We start from the raw sequence: 23,409 nt of genomic DNA, 5'->3' as shown, positions 1-23,409 counted from the left end.
AAGTGTCGAGGCTTGGCGGGTTGAAAGGGAGACAACCATGTACATGCCAGACATCCACGCGCCACGCCCCGCCCTTTGCGAGGGCGGCCGATGAGCGCACCTGTGTTCGTTCGCGGCGCCGTCGCCGCTTGCCTGGCGATCGCCAGCCCATGGCTGTGGGCCGGCAGCCTGCCGGTGCCGGTCGATGCCAAGGTCGTCGACCAGCGCCCCGCCGTGGCGCAGGAGCGCGTCTACCCCATGGGCCCGCTGCGCAAGATCAGCGGCCGCCTGCGGGTCGAGGACAAGGTCGAGAGCCGCGGCCAGGTCAGCTCGGTCACCTATGAACTGCCGGTCGAGCGCAGTGCCCGCGAAGCTTTCACCAGCGCCCGCGAGGCCTTGCAGCGCGATGGTGGCTACCCGCTGTTCTGGTGCCAGGGCCGCGATTGCGGCGAAGCCAGCCTGTGGGCCAACGACGTGTTCGCCAATGCTCGCTTGAACGGCGGCGACGAACAGCAGGCGTTCATCCTGCTGCGCCGTTCGGCCGAGCAGGCCGACACCCTGGTGGCCTTGTACAGCGTCACCCGGGGCAACCGCCGCGCCTACCTGCATGTCGAGGAGTTCGTCGCCGGCAGCCCGCTGGGCGAGCTGCTGCCGACCGCGGCCACGGTGCTGCGCGAGCTGCGCGACACCGGCAAGCTCGACTACCCCGACCTGGCCCAGCCCCAGGCCACCTGGGCGGCGCTGCTGGCGCGCAGCCTGAACCTCGACAGCACCCTGCGCGCCAGCCTCAGTGGCAGCGGCGCCGAGGCCTGGCGCGAGCAGTTGGTCAAGGCCGGCGTGCGCAGCGCGCGGCTGGAGGTCGGCAGTGCGCCCACCGAAGGCTTGCACCTGGAACTGATCCGTTGAGTGAGCGCGCCCATGGCCAACAATGACCGCCTGTTGATCCAGATCCTGCTGCTGACGCTGCTGGGCGCCGCGCTGTGGGTGATGGCGCCGTTCATCTCGGCCTTGCTGTGGGGCGCCATCCTGGCCTTCGCCAGCTGGCCGCTGATGCGCCTGCTGACCCGCCTGCTGGGCGGGCGCGAAACCCTGGCGGCGAGCCTGCTGACCACGGTGTGGATCTTGCTGGTGGCGCTGCCGCTGGTGTGGCTGGGCTTCAACCTGGCCGATCATATCCGTGATGCCACCGCCTTCGTGCGTGATATCCAGGTCGACGGCCTGCCCGAGGCACCGGCCTGGGTGGCCGGGATACCGTTCTTCGGCGAGCGCCTGATCAACGGGTGGCAGTCCCTTGACCAGCAAGGCGCGGCCCTGCTGGCTTCGGCCAAGCCGTACCTCGGCCAGGTCGGCAACTGGTTGCTGGCGCGCAGCGCGCAGATCGGCAGCGGGGTGCTGGAGCTGACCCTGAGCCTGGTGTTCGTGTTCTTCTTCTACCGCGACGGACCGCGCCTGGCGGCTTTCGTCCAGCGCTTGCTGGAGCGGCTGGTGGGCGAGCGTGCCGAGTACTACATCGAGCTGGTGGCCGGTACCGTGCAACGGGTGGTCAACGGCGTGATCGGCACTGCCGCAGCCCAGGGCCTGCTGGCGCTGATCGGCTTCCTGATCGCCGGGGTGCCCGGGGCCATCGTGCTGGGCCTGGTGACCTTCATGCTCAGCCTGATCCCCATGGGCCCGCCGCTGGCCTGGATCCCCGCCACCGCCTGGCTGGTGTGGCAAGGCGACTACGGCATGGCGGTGTTCCTCGGGGTGTGGGGCACCTTCATCATCAGTGGCGTGGACAACGTGCTCAAGCCCTACCTGATCAGCCGGGGCGGCAACCTGCCGCTGGTGATCGTGCTGCTCGGGGTGTTCGGCGGGCTGCTCGCGTTCGGCTTCATCGGCTTGTTCATCGGGCCGACCTTGCTGGCGGTGGGGTACAGCCTGCTGCTGGACTGGAGCCGTAATTCCGGGCAGCAATCGCCGCAGCATTGAAGTCCGGTTCGCCGGCAAGCCGGCTCCTACAGTGATCACTCCGTAGGAGCCGGCTTGCCGGCGAACAGGCCGGTACAGGCACCGCAATACCTGATCTTTACGCATTCTTTATGCCCCGGCCCCACCGCCGATCTCGCCCCTTTACGCCCCTCCCTCGGACAATTTCCGCAAAGCGGCCCTCACGCCGCAACTAGGGGAGATTGCACATGTACATGCTCGACGGGCTGTCACTGCTCTTGGCGGTGGCGTTGGCGGTTTACCTGCTGGTGGCGCTGCTGCGCGCCGATCGCGGCTAAGGGGCGACCATGCACAGTTACGATTACCTGCTGCTGCTGGCGTTCTTCGCCATCGTGCTGCTGCCGGCGCCCTGGCTCGGGCGCTTCTACTACAAGGTGATGGAAGGCCAGCGTACCTGGCTGTCGCCGCTGCTCGGGCCGCTGGAGCGGGGCTGCTATCGCCTGTCTGGCGTGAACGCCGACCAGGAGCAGAACTGGAAGCAGTACACCCTGGCCCTGCTGGCCTTCAACCTGGCCGGCTTCCTGCTGCTGTTCGCCGTGCTGCTGCTGCAAGGCTCGCTGCCGCTCAACCCGCAGCACCTGCCGGGCCAGGAATGGTCGCAGGCATTCAATACCGCGGTCAGCTTCATGACCAACACCAACTGGCAGTCCTACAGCGGCGAGGCGTCGGTCAGCTACCTGACCCAGATGCTCGGCCTGACCGTGCAGAACTTCGTCAGCGCTGCCACCGGCCTGGCCGTGCTGGTCGCCCTGAGCCGGGGTATCGCCCGTCGTTCGGCCGGCACCCTGGGCAACTTCTGGGTCGACCTGACCCGCGCCACCCTCTACGGCTTGCTGCCGCTGTGCCTGGTGCTGGCGCTGATGCTGGTGTGGCAGGGCGTGCCGCAGACCTTCGCCGACTATGCCCACGCGATCACCCTGCAGGGCGCCGAGCAGACCATCCCGCTGGGCCCGGCCGCCAGCCAGATCGCCATCAAGCAACTGGGCACCAACGGCGGTGGCTTCTTCGGCGTCAACTCGGCGCACCCGTTCGAGAACCCCACGGCCTGGAGCAACCTGTTCGAGGTGGCCTCGATCATCCTGATCCCGGTGGCGCTGGTGTTCACCTTTGGCCATTACGTCAAGGACCTGCGCCAGAGCCGCGCGATCATCGCCTGCATGCTGGCGCTGTTCCTGATCGGCGGCAGTACCGCGCTGTGGTCGGAGCACCAGCCCAACCCGGCGCTGGAAAGCGCCCAGGTACAGCAGGCCGCGCCCCTGGAAGGCAAGGAAAGCCGCTTCGGCACCTCCGGCTCGGTGCTGTGGACGGTGACCACCACCGCCGCCTCCAACGGCTCGGTGAATGCCATGCACGACAGCCTCAACCCGCTCACCGGCATGGTGGCGATGGTCAACATGATGCTCGGCGAGGTGATTTTCGGCGGGGTCGGTGCTGGCCTCTACGGCATGCTGCTGTTCGTGCTGATTGCCGTGTTCCTGGCCGGCCTGATGATCGGCCGCACCCCGGAATACCTGGGCAAGAAGCTCCAGGCCCGCGAAGTGCAGTTGCTGGTGGCCACCCTGCTGGTGATGCCGGTGGGTGTGCTGGTGCTCGGCGCCATCGCTTCCAGCCTGCCCGGGCCTGCCGGCGCGGTGACCAACCCCGGTGCCCACGGCTTCAGCCAACTGCTGTATGCCTACACCTCCGGCACCGCCAACAACGGCTCGGCCTTCGCCGGCTTCGGCGCCAACACCACGTTCCACAACGTGATGATCGGCCTGGCCATGCTTATCGGCCGCTTCGGCTACATCCTGCCGGTGCTGGCCCTGGCTGGCAGCCTGGCGGCGAAAAAGAGCGCGCCGCAAGGCCTCAACAGCTTCCCCACCCACGGCCCGCTGTTCACCACGCTGCTGCTGGTGACCATCCTGCTGGTCGGTGGCCTGACCTTCCTGCCGACCCTGGCCCTTGGGCCGATCGCCGAACACCTGAGCCTGGGTTTCTGAGGAATACACCATGAACATGCCCATCCCCGAAGTGAAGGCGCGTCATAGCGCCAAGGACCAGACCCGCTTCGCCGCCCTGTGGCGCCCGGCGCTGGTGCAGGCTTTCGTCAAGCTCGACCCGCGCCAGCTCAAGCGCTCGCCGGTGATGCTGGTGGTGGCCCTCACCGCCGTGCTGACCACCGTGCTGTGCTTCGCCCCTGGCAGCGGCGTGAGCACCGCCGTGGCGGTACAGATCGCTGTCTGGCTGTGGTTCACCGTGCTGTTCGCCAACTTCGCCGAAGCCCTGGCCGAAGGCCGTGGCAAGGCCCGCGCCGACAGCCTCAAGGCCGGCAGCCAGGGCCTCAGCGCCCAGCGGCGCAAGGCCGATGGCAGTTTCGAGCGCGTGGCCGCCACGCAATTGCGCAAGGACGATGTGGTGCGGGTGGTGGCTGGCGAAATGATCCCCGGCGATGGCGAGGTGCTCGAGGGCATCGCCGCGGTCAACGAGGCAGCCATCACCGGTGAGTCCGCCCCGGTGATCCGCGAGTCCGGCGGCGACCGCTCGGCTGTCACCGGCAACACCCGGCTGGTTTCCGACTGGTTGCTGATCCGCATCACCAGCAACCCGGGCGAGTCGACCCTGGACCGCATGATCGCCCTGGTCGAGGGCGCCAAGCGGCAGAAGACCCCCAACGAGATCGCCCTGGACATCCTGCTGATCGGCCTGACCCTGATCTTCCTGATCGTGGTGGTGACCCTGCAACCGTTCGCCCGCTTCGCCGGCGGTGAGCTGCCGCTGATTTTCCTCGCCGCGTTGCTGGTGACGCTGATTCCCACCACCATCGGCGGCCTGCTGTCGGCCATCGGCATCGCCGGCATGGACCGCCTGGTGCGCCTCAACGTGATCGCCCGTTCCGGCCGCGCGGTGGAGGCGGCCGGCGATGTGCACACGCTGATGCTCGACAAGACCGGCACCATCACCTTCGGCAACCGCCGTTGCAGCGCCCTGCACGCAGCCTCGGGCGTGACCGCCAAGGAGCTGGGGGCGGGCGCCTTGCTTGCCTCGCTGGCCGACGACACTGCCGAGGGCAAGTCGATCGTCGAATACCTGCGCCAACTGCATGACTTCGACGAGCCCGCGGCCAGCCAGTACCAAGCCATCGCCTTCAGCGCCGAAACGCGGCTGTCGGGCATCGACTTCCAGCAGCGCCGCTACCGCAAGGGCGCCGTCGATGCGGTGCTGGCCTTCTGCGGCCTGCAACGCCTGGAGTTGCCTGCCGCCCTGGCCCGTGAAGTGGAGCGCATCGCCCAGAGCGGCGGCACGCCGTTGCTGGTGTGTGTCGACCAGCGCCTGCTCGGCGTGATCCACCTCAAGGACGTGGTCAAGCCCGGCATCCGCGAGCGTTTCGCCGAGCTGCGCAAGCTGGGCATTCGTACCGTGATGGTCACCGGCGACAACCCGCTGACCGCTGCCGCCATCGCTGCCGAGGCCGGGGTCGACGACGTGCTCGCCGAAGCCACTCCGGAGAAGAAGCTGGCGCGCATCCGCCAGGAGCAGAACGACGGGCGCCTGGTGGCCATGTGCGGCGACGGTGCCAACGACGCCCCCGCCCTGGCCCAGGCCGATGTCGGCATGGCCATGAACGACGGCACCCAGGCCGCCCGCGAGGCCGCCAACATGGTCGACCTGGACAGCGACCCGACCAAGTTGCTGGACGTGGTGCAGGTGGGCAAGGAACTGCTGGTGACCCGCGGCGCGCTGACCACCTTCTCCATCGCCAACGACGTGGCCAAGTACTTCGCCATCCTGCCGGCGCTGTTCGCCGCTATCTACCCGCAGTTGGGCGTGCTCAACCTGATGCGCCTGGCCAGCCCGCAGAGCGCGATCCTCTCGGCCATCGTGTTCAACGCGCTGATCATCATCGTGCTGATCCCCCTGGCGCTGCGCGGGGTCCGGGTACAAGCCGCCAGCGCCGCCCACCTGCTGCGGCGCAACCTGCTGATCTACGGCCTGGGCGGGATTCTCGTGCCGTTCGCCGGGATCAAGCTGATCGACCTGCTGCTCAATGCGCTGCACCTGGTCTGAGGAGAGACTGACATGACTGCTTATGTACGCCCGGCCCTGAGCCTGATCCTGCTGATGACCGTGGTCACCGGCGCGCTGTACCCCCTGGCGGTGACCGGCATTGCCCAGGTCGCCTTCCCCGAGCAGGCCAACGGCAGCCTGGTGCGCGATGACCGCGGCCAGGTGCGGGGGTCGGCACTGATCGCCCAGGCATTCAAGGGCGATGGCTGGTTCCAGGCGCGGCCTTCGGCGGGCGCCTACGCCACCGTGGCCAGTGGTGCGAGCAACCTGTCGCCGAGCAATCCGGCGCTGGCCGAGCGTGTCAAGGGCGATGCCGCCGCGCAATACCAGGCGCAGCAGGGGCCAGTGCCGCTGGCGCTGCTGACCACCTCGGGCAGCGGGCTGGACCCGCACCTGCCGCCGGACGCCATCGCCTATCAGCTGCCACGGGTGGCGGCGGCGCGGCAGGTGCCGGTCGAGCGCTTGCAAGTGCTGGTGAATGACGCCACCCTGCGGCCATTGATCGGGCCGCCGGTGGTCAATGTACTGGCGCTGAACCAGGCGTTGCAGCGCCTGGCGCCGCTCGCCGTGAACTGACCTGTAGGAGCGGCCTTGCGTCGCGAAAGGGTCGCGCAGCGGCCCCAGGATCTGAGCGGTGTCGCTTAAATTGCCGGGGCTGCTTCGCAGCCCTTTCGCGACACAAGGCCGCTCCTAAAGGGATCGTGATATTGCCGAGAACTAAGGATCGAACATGAGCAACCCTACCCGCGCCGACGCGCTGCTGGCCGGCCTGCCCCGCGAAGGCCGGGGTCGGCTCAAGGTGTTCCTCGGCGCCGCGCCCGGGGTCGGCAAGACCTTCGCCATGCTCCAGGCCGCCCACGCCCAGCAGCGCCAGGGCGTGCAGGTGGTGGCCGGGGTGGTCGAAACCCACGGCCGCAGCGAAACCGAGGCCCTGCTCGGCGGCCTGCTCCAGCAACCGTTGCTGCGCTGCGAATACCGCGGCGTGACCCTCGAGGAAATGGACCTCGACGGCCTGCTCAAGGCCGCGCCGCCGCTGGTGCTGGTGGACGAGCTGGCCCACAGCAACGCCCCCGGCAGCCGCCACGCCAAGCGCTGGCAGGATGTGCAGGAGCTGCTCGCCGCCGGCATCGACGTGTACACCACGGTCAACGTCCAGCACCTGGAAAGCCTCAACGACAAGGTCCGCGACATCACCGGCGTGCAGGTGCGCGAAACCCTGCCGGACTGGGTGTTGCAGGAAGCCTTCGAGCTGGTGCTGATCGACCTGCCGCCGCGCGAGCTGCTCGAGCGCCTGCGCGAGGGCAAGGTCTATGTGCCCGAGCAGGCGAGGGCGGCCATCGAGGCTTACTTCTCCCAGACCAACCTCACCGCCCTGCGCGAGCTGGCCATGCAGACCGCTGCCGCCCAGGTGGACGCCGACCTTGCCAGCGGTTATCGCCAGCGCGGCCAGGAAGCGCCGGCCTTGCGTGGTCGGCTGCTGGTCGGCATCGACGGCGACGAGCAGGCCGAACGCCTGGTGCGCCACGCCAGCCGGGTTGCCCAGCGTCGCCATTTGCCGTGGAGCGTGGTGCACGTGGACAACGGCCGGCTGCGCGACGAAACCGCCCGCCATCGCCTGCAGGCCGCCCAGCAACTGGCCGAGCGCCTGGGGGGCGAGGTGGTGCTGCTGCGTGCCGGAGAGGTGGCGCGCACGCTGATCCAGCATGCCACCGAGCGCCGTGCCAGCCTGGTGCTGGTGGGCCAGTCCCGCGATCTGCTGCGTCGACGCGTGTTCGGTGCGGGGGTGGCAACCCGCTTGTTGCGCGAAAGCCATGGCCTGGAAATCAACGTGCTCGACCGCGACGCCCAGCCGCAACCGGCGCGCACGGCGGTCAAGCGCGTGTGGGTGTGGCGTCATTACCTGCTGGCGCTGCTGGCCACGGTGCTGGCCGCTGGTTTGTCGTGGGCGGTGTCCAGCGTGCTGGCATTGCCCAATATCTCGTTGGTGTTCCTCGCCGCCGTGCTGCTGGTGGCGGTGCGCAGCAGCCTGGGCCCGGCGCTGGCTTGCGCGGCGCTGTCGTTCCTGACCTACGATTTCCTGTTCATCCCGCCGAACTTCTCGTTCAGCATCCAGCGCGAAGAAGACGTGCTGACCTTGGTGTTCTTCCTGTTGATGGCCGCGCTCACCGGCAACCTGGCCGCGCGCCAGCGCCGCCAGTTGCAGGCATTGCGCGAAACCCAGGCGCAGACCAACCAGCTGCTCGACCTGTCGCGCCGGCTGACCGTGGCCACCGACCGCCAGGCGGTATTCAGCGCCGCCGGCCAGCACCTGGACGGCTGGCAGGACGTGCAGGCATGCCTGCTCGAACGCAGCGCCGATGGCCTGCTGCAAGTGGCCAGCGGCGGCGCCCCGGCTTTCACCGACAACGAACGCGCCGCCGCCGAATGGGCCTGGCAGCACGGCCAGGCTGCCGGCTTTGGCAGCGATACCTTGCCCCATGGCCGCTGGTGGTGGTGGCCGTTGGCGGTGGAGGAGCAGCCCCTGGCATTGCTCGGCGTGCGCCCGCGCAGCGGCGAGCCGTTGACTGCCCAGCGCCGGCGCCTGTTGATGGCCCTGGCGCAGCCCCTGGCCCAGGCCCTGGCCCGCGCCCGCCTCGGCGAGCAACTGGAGGCCGCGCGCCTGCACGGTGAAACCGAGCAACTGCGCAGTGCCTTGCTCGCCTCGGTGTCCCACGACCTGCGCACGCCGCTGACGGCAATGCGCGGCAGCATCGACAGCCTGCTGGCGCTGGGCGAGGCGATCCCCGCGGACGACCGCCGCGAACTGCTCGAAGGCACCCGTGACGAGGCCGAGCGCCTGGACCGCTACATCCAGAACCTGCTGGACATGACCCGCCTGGGCCATGGGGGGCTCAAGCTCGCCCGTGACTGGGTGGCGCCCGGCGATATCGTCGGCAGCGCGCTGAACCGCCTGCGCGTGGTGCTGGCGCCGCTGCGGCTGCACACCGAGGTTCCGGGCGAGCTGCCGCTGCTGTTCGTGCATGCCGCGCTGATCGAGCAGGCGCTGGTCAATGTGCTGGAAAACGCCGCGCGTTTCTCCCCCGCCCAAGGGCGCCTGGCGTTGCAGGTGCAGGTGCGCGACGAGCAGCTGTGCTTCGCCGTCAGCGACCAGGGCCCGGGCATTCCAGTGGATGAGCGCGAGCAGATCTTCGACATGTTCTACACCGCCGCCCGCGGCGATCGCGGCGGGCAGGGCACCGGCCTGGGCCTGGCCATCTGCCGGGGCATGATCGGTGCCCATGGCGGGCACATCCTGGTGGGCGACGGCATCGATGGCCAGGGCACCTGCATCACTCTATGCTTGCCGCTGCCAACCCAACCCGATACTGAAAGTGAAGCGCCATGAGCCAAGCCGCCACCTTGCTGGTCATCGACGACGAGCCGCAGATCCGCAAGTTCCTGCGCATCAGCCTGGCATCCCAGGGCTACAAGGTGCTCGAGGCCGCCAGCGGCGGCGAGGGCCTGGCCCAGGCTGCGCTGGGCAAGCCCGACCTGGTGGTGCTTGACCTCGGCCTGCCGGACATGGACGGCCAGCAGGTGCTGCGCGAGCTGCGGGAATGGAGCGCGGTGCCGGTGATGGTGCTGTCGGTGCGGGCCAGCGAAGTGCAGAAGGTCGATGCGCTGGATGGCGGGGCCAACGACTACGTGACCAAGCCGTTCGGCATCCAGGAGTTTCTGGCGCGGGTGCGGGCGTTGTTGCGCCAGGTACCTCAGGCCAGCGGGGCGGCCGCGGTGGCGAGCTTCGGGCCGCTGGTGGTGGACCTGGCCTTTCGCAAGGTGACCCTGGACGGCGTCGAGGTGGCGCTCACGCGCAAGGAGTACGCACTGCTGGCGCAGTTGGCCGGGCACCCTGGGCGGGTGATCACCCAGCAGCAACTGCTCAAGGACATCTGGGGGCCGACCCATGTCGACGACACCCATTACCTGCGGATCGTGGTGGGGCACCTGCGACAGAAGCTGGGCGATGACCCCACGGCGCCACGGTTCATCATCACCGAGGCGGGGGTAGGGTATCGCCTGGTGACGCCGGCCTGAGAGCGCCAGGGCGCCGCGCCTCCTGTAGGCGCGGCCTTGCGTCGCGATGGGGGGCGTAGCGGCCCCAGGTTTGAGCTGCGCCGCGTAGATCGCCGGGGCCGCTGCGCGGCCCTTTCGCGACGCAAGGCCGCTCCTACAGGGGGAACGGTGTGTTTGTGGGTCAGATATCCAGCTCCAGGGCCAGCAGCTCCTGCACGCTCTGGCGGCGGCGGATCATCCGCAGCTTGTCCTGCTCGATCAGAAACTCCGGCAGCAGCGGCCGGCTGTTGTAGTTCGACGACATCGAGGCGCCATAGGCCCCGGCGTCGTGAATCACCAGCAGGTCACCCACCTTGGCCTGGGGCAGTTGCTGCGGGGTCAGCTCCTGGTCGTTCTGGGTAAACACATCACCCGACTCGCACAGTGGTCCGGCCACCACCGTGGCTTGCAGCGGGCCTGCCAGCGCCTGGCCGTCGGCGGCGCACAGGCTCATGCGGTGATAGGCGCCGTACATCGCCGGGCGCATCAGATCGTTGAAGCCGGCGTCGACCAGCACGTAGTGCTTGTCGCCCATCTGCTTGACCGCCCGCACCTCGGCCACCAGGTAGCCTGATTCCGCCACCAGGTAGCGCCCCGGCTCGATCTCCATGCGCACGGGGTGACCCAGCATCGCCTCGATTTCCGTGCGCGCCAGCGCCCAGGTGCGGGCATAGCGCTGCAGGTCCACCGGCTGGTCGCCATCGCGGTACGGCGTGGACAAGCCTCCACCGATGGAGAACGCCTCGATGTCCATGCCCAGTTGGCCAATCAGTTCGACCATGGCGCTGGCGACCTGCTCCAGGTGCTGGTAGTCCACCCCTGAGCCGATATGCATGTGCACGCCCACCAGGTGCAGGCCGTACTGGCGCACGCAGGCCAGCGCCTCGGGCAGTTGCGCGTGCCAGATACCGTGCTTGCTGTTTGCGCCACCGGTGTTGGTCTTGCGGCTGTGGCCATGGCCGAAGCCGGGGTTGATGCGCAGCCACACCCGATGGCCGGGCGAACGCTCGCCCAACTGGCGGAGCATGTCGATGGAGCCGGCGTTGACTTCGATGCCGCTTTCGACCACCCGCGCCAGGGTCGGCTGGTCCAGCACATCGCAGGTCAGCACCACGCCTGCCGGCTCACCGCCCACCGAAGCCCCGGCGGCGAAGGCCCGCTCCATTTCTCCCAGGGATACCGCGTCGAGCACCAGGCCACGTTCGCGGATCAGGCGCAGCACGTGCAGGTTGGGGTTGGCCTTCTGCGCGAAGCGCACGGTGTCGAAGTGCTGCTTGAGCTGATCGATGCGTTGGCCGATGGTCTGTGCGTCGTAGACCCAGAGTGGCGAGCCGTGTTGGCGGACGGCATGGGCCAGGAGCGGGGCAGGGGTGGGCATGGTGCTGTTCCTTGTTTGCGATGCACCGATGGTGAGGCAAGCAGGCAATCCAGAAAAATATCTATTCTTGGCCTTGCTATTCATATTTGATATGCAGGCCCAGTCGTTATAGCGCCGACCTAGCCACCACAACCCAGAGCCAACCGTGAAACTGTCCATTCGCCACATCGAAGTGTTCCGCGCCATCCTCACCGCCGGCAGTGTCACTGGCGCCGCACGCCTGCTGTTCACCTCCCAGCCCACCGTCAGCCGCGAGCTGGCGCGCATGGAGCAGGTCACCGGGCTGACCCTGTTCGAGCGCGAAGGCGGGCGCCTGGTCCCCACCGCCCAGGCCCTGCTGCTGATCGAGGAGGTCGAACGTGCCTTCGTCGGCCTCGAGCGCATCGACCGTTTCGCCCAGGCCATCCGCAACTTCGAGCAGGGCCGGCTGGCCATCACTGGCCTGCCGCTGTTTTCGCAAACCCTGCTGCCCAAGGCCTGCCAGCGCTTCCACCAGCAGCACCGTGGTGTCAGCGTGAGCATCACCGCGCAGGAGTCGCCGTTGTTGGAGGAATCGCTGGTGGCCCAGCAGCATGACCTGGGCCTGACCGAAGTCGAGCAGGTGCCCCGTGGGGCGATGGGCGAGTTGCTGTTCAGCGCCGACATGGTCTGCGTGCTGCCCCAGGGGCACCCGCTGCAGGCCAAGCCGGTGCTCGCGCTGGACGACTTCCACGAGGTCGACTTCATCAACCTGGCCAGCCTCGACACCTACCGACAACAGCTCGACCAGCACTTTCGCGCCGCCGGGGTGAACCGCCGCACGGTGATCGAGACCACCAGCGCGGCATCGGTATGCGCCATGGTTCGCCAGGGGCTGGGGGTGGCGATCATCAACCCGCTCAGTGGGCTCGAGGCGCAGCAGGGCGGCTTGGCCATGCGCCGCCTGAGCCTGTCGGTGCCGTACCGGGTGATGCTGATCCGGCCCGAGCACCGCCCAGCGTCGGTGGTGGTCGAGCCGTTCTGCCAGGCGTTGCGCGAGCAGGCGCGGGCGATGGAAACCGCCCTGGCGACCCTGCGCTGAGGGCGCAAGCTGCCCCGCACCTGCGGCCAGGCCGGCCCACCGTTCATCCCCAAGCTGGCACAGTGATGTGTCGTGGATTGATATTAGTATTTGAGAAGCATTAGCATTAGCTACTTGCCTCTTAATTACTAAAACGCCAGGACACCGCCATGCCGCCCCGCTTCCCATCTCGCCCAGCCCTGTTGGCGCTTTGCTGTTCCGTCACCTTGATGGCCCAGGCCGCCGAACCGATCCAGCTCGAGGCCACCGACGTCAACGCCGACGCGATCAAGCCGACGCCGAGCGCGGTGCCCGAAGCCTTTGCCGGTGGCCAGGTCGCCCGCGGCGGCCAGATGGGCGTGCTGGGCAACCAGGACTACATGGACGTGCCGTTCACCATGACCAGCTACACCTCCAAGCTGATCGAGGACCAGCAGGCCGAGGACATCGGCGACGTGCTGGCCAACGACCCGTCGGTGCGTGAGTCGTTCGGTTTCGGCAACCAGTCCAAGGTCTTCGTGATCCGTGGCCTGCCGCTCAGTGGCGATGACATTGCCTTCAACGGCCTGTACGGCATCCTGCCCCGGCAGATCATGTCCACCGACGGGGTGGAGCGGGTCGAAGTGTTCAAGGGCCCCAATGCCTTTCTCAATGGCGTCAGTCCCACCGGTAGCGGCCTGGGCGGCAACGTCAACCTGCAACCCAAGCGCGCCGGCGATACTCCGACCCGCCGCTACACCCAGGACATCAGCAGCGATGGGCGCATCGGCGAGCACCTGGATCTCGGCCAGCGCTTCGGCGAGGACAACCGCTTCGGCGCGCGCCTGAACCTCAGCCAGCGCGAGGGCGAAACCGCCGTCGACGACCAGGACCAACGCACCAAGCTGTTCGTCGCCGGGCTGGACTACCGGGGTGACGGGGTGCGCGTATCCACCGACTTCGGCTACCAGAAACAGCGCATCAACCACCTGCGCAACTCGGTGCGCCCGGGCAGCGCCACACGGGTGCCCACCGCCCCGGACGCCAGCCACAACTATGGCCAGGCCTGGACCTACAGCGAGTCGGAAGACACTTTTGGCATGGTCCGTGGCGAATGGGACCTGAGCGATAGTTGGACCGCCTACCTGGCCGGCGGCGCCCGGCATACCCGCGAGCACGGCACCTACGGCACGCCGGTGCTGGTGGGCAACAGCGGCCAGGCCACCCTCGGTGGTTCGGATATCGCCCATGGCGAGGACAACACCAGCTTCAGCGCCGGGCTCAACGGCCGGCTGCAGACCGGTCCTGTCAGCCATCAGATCGCGCTGGGCGCCAACACCCTGTGGACCCAGGCAGAAAATGCCTACGTCTTCTATCGCTCGACCGCTGGCAACTCCAACATCTACAACACCGGCAAGCTACCCCGGCCCACCGACGTCAGCATGACCGGCGGTGACATGGGCGACCCCGGGGTGACCGGCAAGACCCGCAATCGCAGCATCGCCATTTCCGACACGCTGGGCCTGTTCGACGACCGTTTGTTGCTGACCTATGGCGTGCGTCGCCAGCAGCTGCGCGTGGAGAACTATTTCTACGACGGCACCACCCCCAGAAGCCTCAGCAACCCTTCCAAGGATGGCAGCCGCAATGGCCCGGCCTATGACAAGGGGGTAACCACGCCGGTCTACGGCATCGTGTTCAAGGCCACCGACAGCGTTTCGCTGTACGCCAACCGTATCGAAGGCCTGGCCCAGGGCCCGAGCGCCCCGGCCAACACCTTGAATGCCGGCACCCTGTTCCCACCAGGGCGCACCAAGCAGCTCGAGGCCGGCATCAAGCTCGACAAGCAGAGCTACGGCGCCAACCTGGCGGTGTTCCGCATCGAGAAACCGTCCGATGGCTACACCCTGGGCAACCTGTTCATCCGCGACGGCGAGCAAGTCAACAAGGGCATCGAGCTGAGCGTGTTCGGCGAGCCCATCGAGGGCCTGCGCCTGATGGCCGGTGGCACCCGCATGAGCTCGGAGCAGAAGAAAACCTTGAATGGTGCCAACGATGGCAACCACGCCATCGGCGTGCCGACCTTCCAGCTCAACGCCAGCGTGGACTGGGATGTCCCGGGCGTGCCGGGCCTGGCGCTCAATGCGCGCATGTTGCGCACCGGTGGGCAGTTCGTCGACGCGGCCAACAACCTCAGCCTTCCGACTTGGAATCGCTTCGACGCCGGGGCCCGCTACAAGCTGAAGGTGGCCGAAAAGGACCTGACCCTGCGGGTGAATGTGGAGAACCTCACCGACAAGAACTATTGGGCCTCGGCCAATGGTGGCTACATGACCCAGGGGGATCCGCGGTTGGTGAAGTTCTCGGGCACCATCGATTTTTGAGGCACGTGTAGCGCCTGCTTTGTCAGCAAAGCAGGCCCCTGCGATTTTGGGGTTGGCACGCTCTGGCGTCAGTGCGCCTTCTGCCTCTGGGCGTCATACATGTACGCCAACCCAATGGGGTCCAGGCAATCCGGGGCCAGTGCGCGCAGTTGCGTGAAATGCCCGCGGCCAATCTCCGGTTGCTTAGGGTCGCCCTTGGCGGCGAGCAGGTAATAGCCGTCGGCGCGGTACTGTCGCAGATCCAGCTGTACCGGCTCGAAGGCCTGGGCGAGGGTGGTCAGGGGCCGCCCAGGGTCGGCCGCGACCATTTTCATCTCCTTGAAGCACAAGGACTTCAGCGCAGGCAACGGATAGTGCTCGGCATAGGGGTCGGTGTGTTCGAGGGTGGTTCGCAGTTGCTCGCGCTGGCGCTGCAGGGTTGGGTCATCGAACTGGAAGCGCTGCGATGCCTTATCGCAGTCTCGCAGCACGGCCACGGCGGCGGCCAGCAATCCCTGCTCGGCGGCACGTTGGTACAGGCTGCAGGCCTGCTCGTGGCGGGCGGTGTACTGCCCGGCCAGCCAGAGCTTGCTGCGTTCCTGCAGGTTCGCCAGCAAGTAGCTGGCCACGGCATGCCCGCCGTCGCTGGCCTGGCGTAAGTCCTGTTCGACGGCATCGTGCTTTTGCCCGATGTCCCGCAGCGCCTCAGTGGTGGTCTGTTTGTCGAGCTGGCCTTTCTGCTCCTGGTCGATCAGGCGCTCTGCCCATTGGGCGTTGGCCTCGGCCGCCAGCACTGCGCGCTGGAAAGCCGCTTCGGCCTCTGCGTTGGGGGCTGCCTGCAGCGTGCCGCAGAGGGTGAGGCAGAAGAACAGCGGGGTCGAAAGCTTGAGCGTCAACGGAGGCATCCCTGGTGCGTTGCAAAGGGCGGATTCTACCGCGAAAGGCGCGGGTTCACTTGCGTGGAATCGCTGGTCATCCAGGCTTCGTATGCGCTGGTCATGGCCCGCCAGGTTGCACTGTCCGCCGGGATCAGGTGCTCGATGCGCAGCGAGGCCACGGTGATGTCTTGCGGCATGCCGAAAGTGGTGAAGGTGGACAGGAAGCGCAACTCGCCTGCGGCTGTGCGTACCTGGGTCAGCACCAGCGGTGAGTGCGGCGCGCCTGGCTCCAGGGCGGGCGGGGCTGGCAGTTTTTCCAGGCGTTGCGCCAGGGCGGGGTTGTCCAGCGCTTCTCGGGCCGCCCGTTGCCAGGCGATGGCGCGTATCTCGGCGGCGTTGATCAGGTGGCTGCCCAGCCCGTCGGGCCGCAGCAGGGTGTCCAGCAGGTTGAGGCCCTGCGCGTTGTCCAGCGGCACGTCGGCCATGGCGAACAGCAATCCGGCGCTGGTATTGGCGGCGGTGATGTCCCATTGGCTGTCGATCACGATGGCCGGCGCCGGGTTGTTCGCCTGCAGCAGGTGGCCGAGCGCGTCATGCACCATCTTCAGCGCTGGGGCATCCGCTGCGCTGGCGCCGTAGCGCGGCGCATAGCCGGCGGCGAGGAACACGCTGTTGCAGTGCTCAAGCGGCACATCCAGGGCGCTGAGCAGCGCGTGCAGGGTGCTCGGGCTGGCCTTGGCGCGGCCGGTTTCCACGCAGCTCAAATGGCGTTGCGACACCCCGGCCAGCAGCCCCAGATCGAGCTGGCTGAGCCCGGCCTGGCGCCGCAAACGGCGCAGATGATCACCGGCGCTGGCGGTGGACGGGCAGGGTAGAGGGGTCATGTTTTGACACCGGCTGATGTTCACTTGCCCAAGGCGTTCGCGGCACTGTTGATGGCTACGAAAAGTCCGACGAGTGACGCAAGATAGATCCCCAGCACGAGTAACACGGATTCGAAAAGGGCAAGCTTGCAATGCCTGACGAGGAACAGGGCGCAACGTCCGTACCGTGCGCTGCGCGGCAGGTCCGGCAAGTTTGTCTTGTATGCGTGAAAGCCGGCGGCTTCATCGTGAATGAACGCGGTGAAGAACGGCTTCAGGTTGGCAATGACGGCCAATACGAGGATTGCGCTCAACACCAACAGGACAAATACCAGCGCCCATCCATCGCCACCTCTGTGCGTGTCGAAGGCCTGTCCGGCCTTGTGTGACAGCAGGGCAATGAAACCGGCGATGATGAACTGGATGGACAAGTTGCGCAGAAGCTCAAGGAACGGTTTTTGTCCTTTGCCGAGTACCCACATGCGTGCTGCTCCCTGTACGTTGCGATTGGCATTGAGGGGGATAGTGGCGCGGCAACCATAGCGCCGATGGGCTTGGGCTGTCCATTCAGTATCGGTCGCTGGCGCACTTACTCCGGACGCTCCAGCGCAGAGTGCGGGTTTTCAGGGTTTCGCCGATCACCCATGCCATAGAGTGCGAAGAATGCGCGCTCTACATCCAGCGCTCGCCACGCTTGACCCTGGTCTTTGCCACAGGACCACTGCCAAGGTTTGCCCAGCCCAATGCCCAGGTTCAGGTGCGATGCCACCTGGCTGAGGTACAGACACCAGGACTGATAACAGTGCTGCACCCGCGATGAATGGATCTGGCCGATGCCGCTCGACAGGCCGCTTGCCCAAGACGCTGAGGCAAGCCCTGTGGCGATGCGGTTGTCGTAGATCCCGGCCACTGATGGTGCCATGAATGCGATCACCTTCGAGGCAAAGGGTGTTCTGCTCAGTTGACTGAGTCCGTTCAGGGCATGCAGCGCCTGAGCCATGTTCAGCGTCGTGAGATGATGCAAGGCGCGGGTGGTGTGGGCATGGGCCAAAGACGCGGTGGTGGGCGGTTGAGCCTGATGGCCATTGATGAACCAGTCGACTCTATTACGCGCATACGCATCACCAAAGGTGAAGTAGCCCCAGTAAATGACGGAGGCAAGCCCGAGCAAGCGGTCTGCTGGGTCATTAGCGTTCAGCAGTTGGTGATGGTAGTCATCCAATGACAGGTCCGTGTTCGACGCGGGGCATACGACGAATCGACCGAACAGCGTACCGGACAGCGCGATGTCATGTTGCTGCGCACTGGCTTTTTCAAGGTAAGCCTTTGGGTACTGATACTGGGAACGGGCCTCGATGTAGTGCCTTGCCTCGCTGTCTGACAGGAAGGCGGTCGGTAGGTTGTTGGCTTGCTTGAACTTCATTGTCGTCACTCCGGGCGCGTACCTGCGCCGGGGATACCGCCAGCAGTGGGCGGTAAGATGGAAAGGGAGACGGGTTGTGCTTCGGGCTGTCGTGCTTCGACCGAGGCGTCATGACCTGTGAGGTCATTGAGGCGGGGAAGACTCTATCACTACCGTGTGGGACGAATCAGCCAAGGAGCGCACGATGAGCAATGGCCCGCACGACCCTGCAAGCAGCAACACGCGTCCTGCACCCTGGCCGACGCAGCAACTGCCGCCACGCCCCTTGTCTGGCAGATGGCCGGTGTTGTTGGTGCTGGTCGTTTTCGCGCTGTACACCGGCTGGACCCTGGCAAGCGCAGAACAGTCGCTCATCGCCTTCGGGGTGGAGCTGTTGGCCCGACCCGACACGGCGCAGGTCGTTATCGACCTGTACATCATGGCGGCGCTGGCATGCCTCTGGATGCTGAATGACCATCGCGCGCGCGGGGGACGGTTGCGTGGCGTGCTGCCGTATTTGCTGCTCACGCTGGTGTTCGTGTCGATAGGGCCACTGTTGTACATCGTGATCAAGGGCAGCATGTCGAGGCCTGCAGCATGAGCGCGGTCTTGGCGGTCTATGCCAGCCTGGCGGTGGTGCTGTGCCTGAAGATGCTGGCGATCTCCTGCTACCAAGGTTATTACCGGCTGCGCCACCTGGCGTTCATGAACCCGGAGGATGCAGCGGTGTTCAAGCGCCCTGCGCAGCAACAAGAGCGGCCAGAAGTGCTGCGGGCCATGCAGGCGTGGCGTAACGACCTGGAGAACATTCCCTTGTTCATGACATTGGGTGGGCTCGCGGTTGCGCTCGAGGCGCCTGCCGCGTTGATGGCAGGGGTAGGCGGGCTGTTTACCCTGGCCAGGGTGTTGCACACAGTGACCTACCTGGCGCAACTGCAACCGTGGCGTACCCTGAGTTATGGCGTGGGCGTTCTGTGTCTGCTCGGGTTGGCGGGGTGGATCATCGTGCAAGTGTGTACAGGAGCCTGAGCGCTCAGCGCGGTGATGTGGCAGTCGCAACTTTACAGGGAATTATTACAGGCCAATAATTATGGCTGGTTAATAATTCAGGATAATCCAATGGTCGACATCTTCCTGCGCCCTGAACTGGCCGCTGACATGGCCCGGCAGCTGCTTGAGCCGTCGGCGCTGGATATCGGCCTGCGCTCAGGGTTGTTTCTGTCTGGCCTGCGGCGTACGGGCAAGACCACCTTCCTCAAGAACGACCTGATCCCTGCGTTGGAAGCCAAGGGCGCGCTGGTGATCTACGTCGATCTGTGGAGCGACACCCAGGCCAGCCCGGTGCGGCTGGTGCTCGCCGCCGTGCGCAAGGCCCTGCACGAGCTGCAGACACCGGCCTCGTCGTTCATGCAGCGGCTGCGGGCGCTGCGTGGCGCCGAGGTGGAGCTGGCTGGCTTCAAGTTCGGTTTCAACCTCGACACCCTGGGCGAGGCGGGCGGCGTGACGCTGGCCCAGGCGTTGGGCGAGGTGGTGGACCAGGCCAAGGCCAATGTGGTGCTGATCGTCGACGAAGTGCAGCACGCCATCACCACCGAGGACGGCCAGCAGATGATGCTGGCGCTCAAGGCCGCGCGCGACGCCATCAACCCACGGCCAGCCCCGGCGGGGCATTTCCTGTTCATCGGCACCGGCTCGCACCGGGCGATGGTCAACGAACTGACCGCCCGGCGTAACCAGGCGTTCGCCGGCGCGACCAACGTGGCCTACCCGGTGCTGGGCGAGGACTATGTCGCGTTCTGGCTCGATCGGCTTGCGGCCGACGGCCTGGATAACCTGCCGTCGCTGGCAGTGGCCAGCGAGGCGTTCGCCACCCTGGGCAGCCGGCCCGAGGAATTCATCCGTGCCCTGCGCCAGTTGGTCCATTCGCCAAGCCTGAGCGCCGGCGCGGACCTGGTGCTGCCGGTGATCGCGGCCACCCTGCGGTCGGCGGCGGCGGACCTGGAGCTGATGAAGGTCGAGGAGCTGGGGGTGCTGGCCCAGGCCATCTTCGCCCGCATCGCCTCGGTAGACGGCGAGACCCGCGGGGTGTTCTCCAGCGAGGCGGCGGGGGAGTATTCGACATACGTCGGGCGCGAGGTGCGCGTGGAGGAGGTGCAGCCGGTGGCCAATGACTTGCTGGCCGCCAACCTGATCATCCGCCGCGGGCATGGCCTGTACGGTGTCACCGATCCGTTCGTGCAGGAGATCTGGCGCGAGCGCCAGGCCCTGCTGGGCAAGCGCTGAGGTCAACTGGCCGGGTGCGTGTCCTGCCTGGCCATGAAGAAGCGGGCAAACAGCTCGGATTGCGACTTGATGTTCAACTTCGCGTAGAGGTTGCGCCGGTGGACCTTGATGGTTTCCGTGGACAGTGACAGCTTGCCGGCAATTTCCTTGTTGGAAAAACCACTGAGCAACAAGCGCAGCACATCGCTTTCGCGGGTGGTGATCTGGGTGCCGAGCTGGGCGAGCGTTGCTTGCCAGGGCGGCGGTTCACCGAGGTTTTTCTCGCCATCGACTTCAAAGTTCATGCGCTGGCGCATGAGCGCGGTGACCCAGGGCTTGATCAGGTCGAGCACGGTGATCTGCTCCTGGCTGAAGCGCGTCTTGCTGCCAATGGAAATGCACAACGTCCTGTCGGCGTCGAGCTGGACGTTGTACTGCGCTTCGTCGGTGGAAATATATTGGGCGAAGTACTGGTGGTAGTACTCGGTGTCGAGAAAGTATTCCGGGGCGATATCCAGCAGGTGGAAAAAGCCGCTCTGCGGGTGCTCGCGGTTGGCGATGTAGAACGGGTCGAGCAGGTACAGCCCCTTCACATAGCGATGAATCAGCGCGTCGACCTCTTGCGCATCCGCCACTTCGGGAAAGCTCACCACCTCCACTTGCTGGTGGCTGAAGATCAGCACCACCCAGTTGTCGATCTGCACGTACTCGTTCAACACCCGCACCAGCGAACTCCAGAATGCGGGGCGGTCCAGTTGCAGGATGAGTTTGCCGATCGATCGGTGCCAGGCCAGTCCATGTAGGTCGAACGGCATTTTCTACCCCTTTTGGGTTAGGGAATCGCAGGTCAAGGCTAAGTATTCTTGGGTATTTACTCTGCGGGCATGCCCGGTATAGTCGCTGTCTGGGCTCAGGAAGGGCCAGAAGATACATGGTTTGGATAAGGATGTTGCATGAGAAGATCACGTTTGCGAACCCTTTTTGCCGCTTCGCTGCTCGGTGCGGCCATCAGCACCACGGCCGCCGCGGCACAGCCGGGGATGCACCTGTACAACTGGTTCGGGCTGCTCGCGCCAGAGACCCCCAAGGCCTTCGAGCAGGAAACCGGCACCCGCGTGCACATGGATGCCTTCGACAGTGCCGACATCATGCAGAGCAAGGTGATGGCCGGGCGCACCGGCTATGACGTGGTGGTGGCCACCTCCAATGTGCTGCCCAGCCTGATCCAGGCCGGCGTGCTGCAACCGCTGGACCGCGAGCAACTGGGCAACCTCGCGCATATCGACCCCGATATCCTCGCCCAGCTGGCGGTCAACGACCCCGGCAACCGCTACGCGGTGCCTTACCTGTGGGGCACCACGGGCATCGGCTACGACGTCGACAAGGTCAAGGCGGCCCTGGGCGACCAGGCGCCGGTGGACAGCTGGGACCTGATCTTCAAGGAAGAGAACATCAGCAAGCTGAAGTCGTGCGGCGTGGCCATGCTCGACTCGCCCAGCGAGATCATCTCGATTGCCCTGAACTACCTCGGCCTGCCCAGCAACAGCACTAACCCGGCGGATTACCAGAAGGCCCAAGCGCTGCTGCTGAAAATCCGCCCCTACGTGCTGTATTTCGACTCATCGCGCATCGACGCCGACATGGCCGACGGCAATATCTGCGCGGTGGTGGGCTGGGCCAACGGCGCCCTGGCCGCGCAGGCGCTCAACGACAAGAACAACACCGGGCGCAGGATCAGCTACAGCCTGCCGCGCGAAGGCGCGCTGGTGTGGTCGGAAAACCTGGTGCTGCTCAAGGATGCGCCCCATCCCAAGGAAGGCATGGCGTTCATCAACTACATGATGCGCCCGGAAGTGATCGCCAAGACCTCCAACCACACGCTGTACCCCAACGCCAACAAGGACGCCACCCAGTTCGTCGAACAGGCGCTGCGGGACAACCCGTGGATCTACCCCGACAAGAAGACGGTTGCCACGCTGATTCCGCTCGAGCCACTGCCGTTGAAGCTGGAACGGATCCGCACACGGGTCTGGACCAAGGTGAAGAGCGGCGTTTGAGCTGAGCCGAGGTGTCGCCAGCTGCTCGAGGCCGGTGAGGCTCGGGCAGCACCTTGGCTCAAGGCGCCCTTCGTCACACCGGCCGAAGCGCCCCGTGAAGCATCGCCCTATGGCGCCGCGCTGTTGAGCGGGTGGGGCGAGGGTTTCGCGTGCCTCATTCCAATCTTATGCAGGAGGAGAACAGCGGATGTTCAGCCCAGCCCATAAGACATCCATGCGTTTGACCATCGACGGTGCGGCGCACGACTTTCATGTACTCGGCTACACCGGGGAAGAGCGGGTCAACCGACCTTACTTCTTCAATGTGGAGCTTGCCAGCTCGCGACCGGACCTGGACCTGGAGCCCTTCTTTGACCTTGAGGCGTACGTGACCTTCGATACCAGCGGCAAGGGTATCCATGGTCGGGTCTACCACATCGCGCAACAGGGGCCGCGCTCGACACGCTATCGGATGATTTTGGTGCCGCACTTGTCCTACTTGCGCCACCGCATCAACCAGCGGATCTACCAACAGTTTTCGGTGCCGCAGATCGTCGCCTTGATTCTGGAAGAGCACGGCATAGTGGGAGGCGCCTATCGCTTCGAGCTGAGCGCGAGCTACCCCAAGCGCGACTATTGCACCCAGTACGACGAAACGGACCTGCACTTCGTGCAGCGCTTGTGCGAGGAAGAGGGCATTCGCTTTTATTTCCAGCACAGTGCCCAGGGCCATGTGCTGGTGTTGGCCGATGGCCAGGCGGTACTGCCGTGGGGCGTGCTTTACCGTCCGCCAGTGGTGCACCGCAAGCCCCAGGTGGCGGGTAGCCAGACGGCCGTGGTCCTGGCGCTGGAGGATGAGGTGGCCGGGGGGGAGAGGGGCCTGGCAAGGGTCAAGGTGCAGCTGCCCTGGGACCCCGATGGCTGGTTCGATGACAAGAGCAGTTGCTGGCTGCCGGTGGCGGCCAATTGGCAGTGCGCCACCCCGCAATTGCAAGTGGGTATGGGGGTGGTGGTTACTTTTGTCGATAATGATCCGGACCAGCCGTTGGTGACGGGATGCTTGTGTTGTGGTTGACGGCCTTGGGGCGATGATCAGCCTCGA

At 66.1% G+C, this 23,409-nt stretch carries 21 protein-coding genes; 15 read left to right on the top strand and 6 right to left on the bottom strand.

Features of this window, described 5'->3' with window-relative positions:
• The first annotated feature begins 90 nt into the window (after window positions 1–90).
• The 8 genes from KSS95_RS19310 (at window position 91) to KSS95_RS19275 (ending at window position 10,089) form a co-directional block, all read left to right on the top strand.
• On the top strand, window positions 91–885 hold the full coding sequence (locus KSS95_RS19310; RefSeq protein ID WP_217848776.1) for a DUF4892 domain-containing protein: 795 nt from the start codon (window positions 91–93) through the stop codon (window positions 883–885).
• A gap of 12 nt (window positions 886–897) precedes the next feature.
• A complete protein-coding gene (locus KSS95_RS19305) occupies window positions 898–1,950 on the top strand; it encodes an AI-2E family transporter (RefSeq protein WP_217848774.1) in 1,053 nt (350 codons plus the stop codon).
• Window positions 1,951–2,156: 206 nt separating this feature from the next.
• Entirely contained in the window at window positions 2,157–2,246 is a 90-nt protein-coding gene (kdpF, locus tag KSS95_RS19300) for a K(+)-transporting ATPase subunit F (RefSeq protein ID WP_011534724.1), read from the top strand.
• A gap of 9 nt (window positions 2,247–2,255) precedes the next feature.
• Window positions 2,256–3,950 carry a potassium-transporting ATPase subunit KdpA gene (kdpA, locus tag KSS95_RS19295; RefSeq protein ID WP_217848771.1) on the top strand — a complete coding sequence of 565 codons (1,695 nt, stop codon included), beginning with the start codon at window positions 2,256–2,258 and terminating at the stop codon, window positions 3,948–3,950.
• A 10-nt stretch (window positions 3,951–3,960) separates the two neighbouring features.
• Window positions 3,961–6,015, top strand: a complete 2,055-nt coding sequence (kdpB, locus tag KSS95_RS19290; protein WP_217848769.1) for a potassium-transporting ATPase subunit KdpB — start codon at window positions 3,961–3,963, stop codon at window positions 6,013–6,015.
• A 12-nt stretch (window positions 6,016–6,027) separates the two neighbouring features.
• Window positions 6,028–6,591 (top strand): potassium-transporting ATPase subunit KdpC, encoded by a 564-nt coding sequence (gene kdpC, locus KSS95_RS19285; protein ID WP_217848767.1) that lies wholly within the window; start codon window positions 6,028–6,030, stop codon window positions 6,589–6,591.
• 154 nt (window positions 6,592–6,745) lie between these two features.
• Window positions 6,746–9,400 (top strand): DUF4118 domain-containing protein, encoded by a 2,655-nt coding sequence (locus KSS95_RS19280; RefSeq protein ID WP_217848765.1) that lies wholly within the window; start codon window positions 6,746–6,748, stop codon window positions 9,398–9,400.
• The gene (locus KSS95_RS19275; protein WP_217848763.1) at window positions 9,397–10,089 is read left to right on the top strand and encodes a response regulator; all 693 of its coding nucleotides are present in this window, start codon (window positions 9,397–9,399) and stop codon (window positions 10,087–10,089) included. The genes KSS95_RS19280 and KSS95_RS19275 overlap by 4 nt, the downstream gene beginning before the upstream one ends.
• A 160-nt stretch (window positions 10,090–10,249) precedes the next feature.
• On the opposite strand, the gene lysA is transcribed toward KSS95_RS19275, so the two are convergent.
• Window positions 10,250–11,485 (bottom strand): diaminopimelate decarboxylase, encoded by a 1,236-nt coding sequence (gene lysA, locus KSS95_RS19270; protein ID WP_217848760.1) that lies wholly within the window; start codon window positions 11,483–11,485, stop codon window positions 10,250–10,252.
• Between the two features lie 145 nt (window positions 11,486–11,630).
• On the opposite strand from lysA, the gene KSS95_RS19265 reads away from it, so the two are divergent.
• A complete protein-coding gene (locus KSS95_RS19265) occupies window positions 11,631–12,545 on the top strand; it encodes a LysR family transcriptional regulator (RefSeq protein WP_217848759.1) in 915 nt (304 codons plus the stop codon).
• 149 nt (window positions 12,546–12,694) lie between these two features.
• Window positions 12,695–14,887 carry a TonB-dependent receptor gene (locus tag KSS95_RS19260; RefSeq protein ID WP_217848757.1) on the top strand — a complete coding sequence of 731 codons (2,193 nt, stop codon included), beginning with the start codon at window positions 12,695–12,697 and terminating at the stop codon, window positions 14,885–14,887.
• A gap of 68 nt (window positions 14,888–14,955) precedes the next feature.
• Here KSS95_RS19260 and KSS95_RS19255 read toward each other — a convergent pair whose 3' ends face one another.
• The 4 genes from KSS95_RS19255 to KSS95_RS19240 form a co-directional block, all read right to left on the bottom strand.
• Complete coding sequence (locus KSS95_RS19255) at window positions 14,956–15,762, bottom strand: hypothetical protein (RefSeq protein ID WP_217848754.1); 807 nt, start codon at window positions 15,760–15,762, stop codon at window positions 14,956–14,958.
• 35 nt (window positions 15,763–15,797) lie between these two features.
• Window positions 15,798–16,628, bottom strand: coding sequence for a helix-turn-helix domain-containing protein (locus KSS95_RS19250; RefSeq protein WP_217848752.1), 831 nt, complete (start codon window positions 16,626–16,628; stop codon window positions 15,798–15,800).
• A gap of 20 nt (window positions 16,629–16,648) precedes the next feature.
• Entirely contained in the window at window positions 16,649–17,089 is a 441-nt protein-coding gene (locus tag KSS95_RS19245; RefSeq protein WP_217848750.1) for a hypothetical protein, read from the bottom strand.
• 107 nt (window positions 17,090–17,196) lie between these two features.
• Window positions 17,197–18,030, bottom strand: a complete 834-nt coding sequence (locus tag KSS95_RS19240) for a hypothetical protein (protein ID WP_217848748.1) — start codon at window positions 18,028–18,030, stop codon at window positions 17,197–17,199.
• 184 nt (window positions 18,031–18,214) lie between these two features.
• Here KSS95_RS19240 and KSS95_RS19235 point away from each other — a divergent pair, with 184 nt between their 5' ends.
• The 3 genes from KSS95_RS19235 (at window position 18,215) to KSS95_RS19225 (ending at window position 20,292) form a co-directional block, all read left to right on the top strand.
• Window positions 18,215–18,610 carry a DUF2834 domain-containing protein gene (locus KSS95_RS19235; protein ID WP_437179560.1) on the top strand — a complete coding sequence of 132 codons (396 nt, stop codon included), beginning with the start codon at window positions 18,215–18,217 and terminating at the stop codon, window positions 18,608–18,610.
• Complete coding sequence (locus KSS95_RS19230) at window positions 18,607–19,038, top strand: MAPEG family protein (RefSeq protein WP_217848746.1); 432 nt, start codon at window positions 18,607–18,609, stop codon at window positions 19,036–19,038. The genes KSS95_RS19235 and KSS95_RS19230 overlap by 4 nt, the downstream gene beginning before the upstream one ends.
• Before the next feature lie 90 nt (window positions 19,039–19,128).
• On the top strand, window positions 19,129–20,292 hold the full coding sequence (locus KSS95_RS19225) for an AAA family ATPase (protein WP_217848744.1): 1,164 nt from the start codon (window positions 19,129–19,131) through the stop codon (window positions 20,290–20,292).
• A 2-nt stretch (window positions 20,293–20,294) separates the two neighbouring features.
• Here the strand turns inward: KSS95_RS19225 and KSS95_RS19220 are convergent, their stop codons facing one another.
• A complete protein-coding gene (locus KSS95_RS19220) occupies window positions 20,295–21,086 on the bottom strand; it encodes a helix-turn-helix domain-containing protein (protein ID WP_217848742.1) in 792 nt (263 codons plus the stop codon).
• A gap of 138 nt (window positions 21,087–21,224) precedes the next feature.
• Here KSS95_RS19220 and KSS95_RS19215 point away from each other — a divergent pair, with 138 nt between their 5' ends.
• Together KSS95_RS19215 and KSS95_RS19210 are read left to right on the top strand one after the other, a co-directional pair.
• Entirely contained in the window at window positions 21,225–22,328 is a 1,104-nt protein-coding gene (locus KSS95_RS19215; RefSeq protein WP_217848740.1) for a polyamine ABC transporter substrate-binding protein, read from the top strand.
• Between the two features lie 187 nt (window positions 22,329–22,515).
• Window positions 22,516–23,382 carry a contractile injection system protein, VgrG/Pvc8 family gene (locus KSS95_RS19210; RefSeq protein ID WP_217848739.1) on the top strand — a complete coding sequence of 289 codons (867 nt, stop codon included), beginning with the start codon at window positions 22,516–22,518 and terminating at the stop codon, window positions 23,380–23,382.
• The last annotated feature ends 27 nt before the right edge of the window (window positions 23,383–23,409 follow it).

It is taken from the genome of Pseudomonas muyukensis (assembly GCF_019139535.1).
Taxonomy (GTDB): Bacteria; Pseudomonadota; Gammaproteobacteria; order Pseudomonadales; family Pseudomonadaceae; genus Aquipseudomonas; species Aquipseudomonas muyukensis.
Note: the sequence above shows the minus strand (reverse complement) of the source record. Positions and strands in the feature narration are given on the sequence as shown.

Bases quoted from the DNA above. Each gene is read 5' to 3' on its own strand.
- KSS95_RS19260 (WP_217848757.1), top strand. From the start codon at position 12,695: ATGCCGCCCCGCTTCCCATCTCGCCCAGCCCTGTTGGCGCTTTGCTGT.
- kdpB (WP_217848769.1), top strand. From the start codon at position 3,961: ATGAACATGCCCATCCCCGAAGTGAAGGCGCGTCATAGCGCCAAGGAC.
- KSS95_RS19245 (WP_217848750.1), bottom strand. From the start codon at position 17,089: ATGTGGGTACTCGGCAAAGGACAAAAACCGTTCCTTGAGCTTCTGCGC.
- lysA (WP_217848760.1), bottom strand. From the start codon at position 11,485: ATGCCCACCCCTGCCCCGCTCCTGGCCCATGCCGTCCGCCAACACGGC.
- KSS95_RS19220 (WP_217848742.1), bottom strand. From the start codon at position 21,086: ATGCCGTTCGACCTACATGGACTGGCCTGGCACCGATCGATCGGCAAA.
- KSS95_RS19230 (WP_217848746.1), top strand. From the start codon at position 18,607: ATGAGCGCGGTCTTGGCGGTCTATGCCAGCCTGGCGGTGGTGCTGTGC.
- KSS95_RS19240 (WP_217848748.1), bottom strand. From the start codon at position 18,030: ATGAAGTTCAAGCAAGCCAACAACCTACCGACCGCCTTCCTGTCAGAC.
- KSS95_RS19275 (WP_217848763.1), top strand. From the start codon at position 9,397: ATGAGCCAAGCCGCCACCTTGCTGGTCATCGACGACGAGCCGCAGATC.
- KSS95_RS19215 (WP_217848740.1), top strand. From the start codon at position 21,225: ATGAGAAGATCACGTTTGCGAACCCTTTTTGCCGCTTCGCTGCTCGGT.
- kdpC (WP_217848767.1), top strand. From the start codon at position 6,028: ATGACTGCTTATGTACGCCCGGCCCTGAGCCTGATCCTGCTGATGACC.
- kdpF (WP_011534724.1), top strand. From the start codon at position 2,157: ATGTACATGCTCGACGGGCTGTCACTGCTCTTGGCGGTGGCGTTGGCG.
- KSS95_RS19210 (WP_217848739.1), top strand. From the start codon at position 22,516: ATGTTCAGCCCAGCCCATAAGACATCCATGCGTTTGACCATCGACGGT.
- KSS95_RS19305 (WP_217848774.1), top strand. From the start codon at position 898: ATGGCCAACAATGACCGCCTGTTGATCCAGATCCTGCTGCTGACGCTG.
- kdpA (WP_217848771.1), top strand. From the start codon at position 2,256: ATGCACAGTTACGATTACCTGCTGCTGCTGGCGTTCTTCGCCATCGTG.
- KSS95_RS19310 (WP_217848776.1), top strand. From the start codon at position 91: ATGAGCGCACCTGTGTTCGTTCGCGGCGCCGTCGCCGCTTGCCTGGCG.
- KSS95_RS19235 (WP_437179560.1), top strand. From the start codon at position 18,215: ATGAGCAATGGCCCGCACGACCCTGCAAGCAGCAACACGCGTCCTGCA.
- KSS95_RS19280 (WP_217848765.1), top strand. From the start codon at position 6,746: ATGAGCAACCCTACCCGCGCCGACGCGCTGCTGGCCGGCCTGCCCCGC.
- KSS95_RS19250 (WP_217848752.1), bottom strand. From the start codon at position 16,628: ATGACCCCTCTACCCTGCCCGTCCACCGCCAGCGCCGGTGATCATCTG.
- KSS95_RS19225 (WP_217848744.1), top strand. From the start codon at position 19,129: ATGGTCGACATCTTCCTGCGCCCTGAACTGGCCGCTGACATGGCCCGG.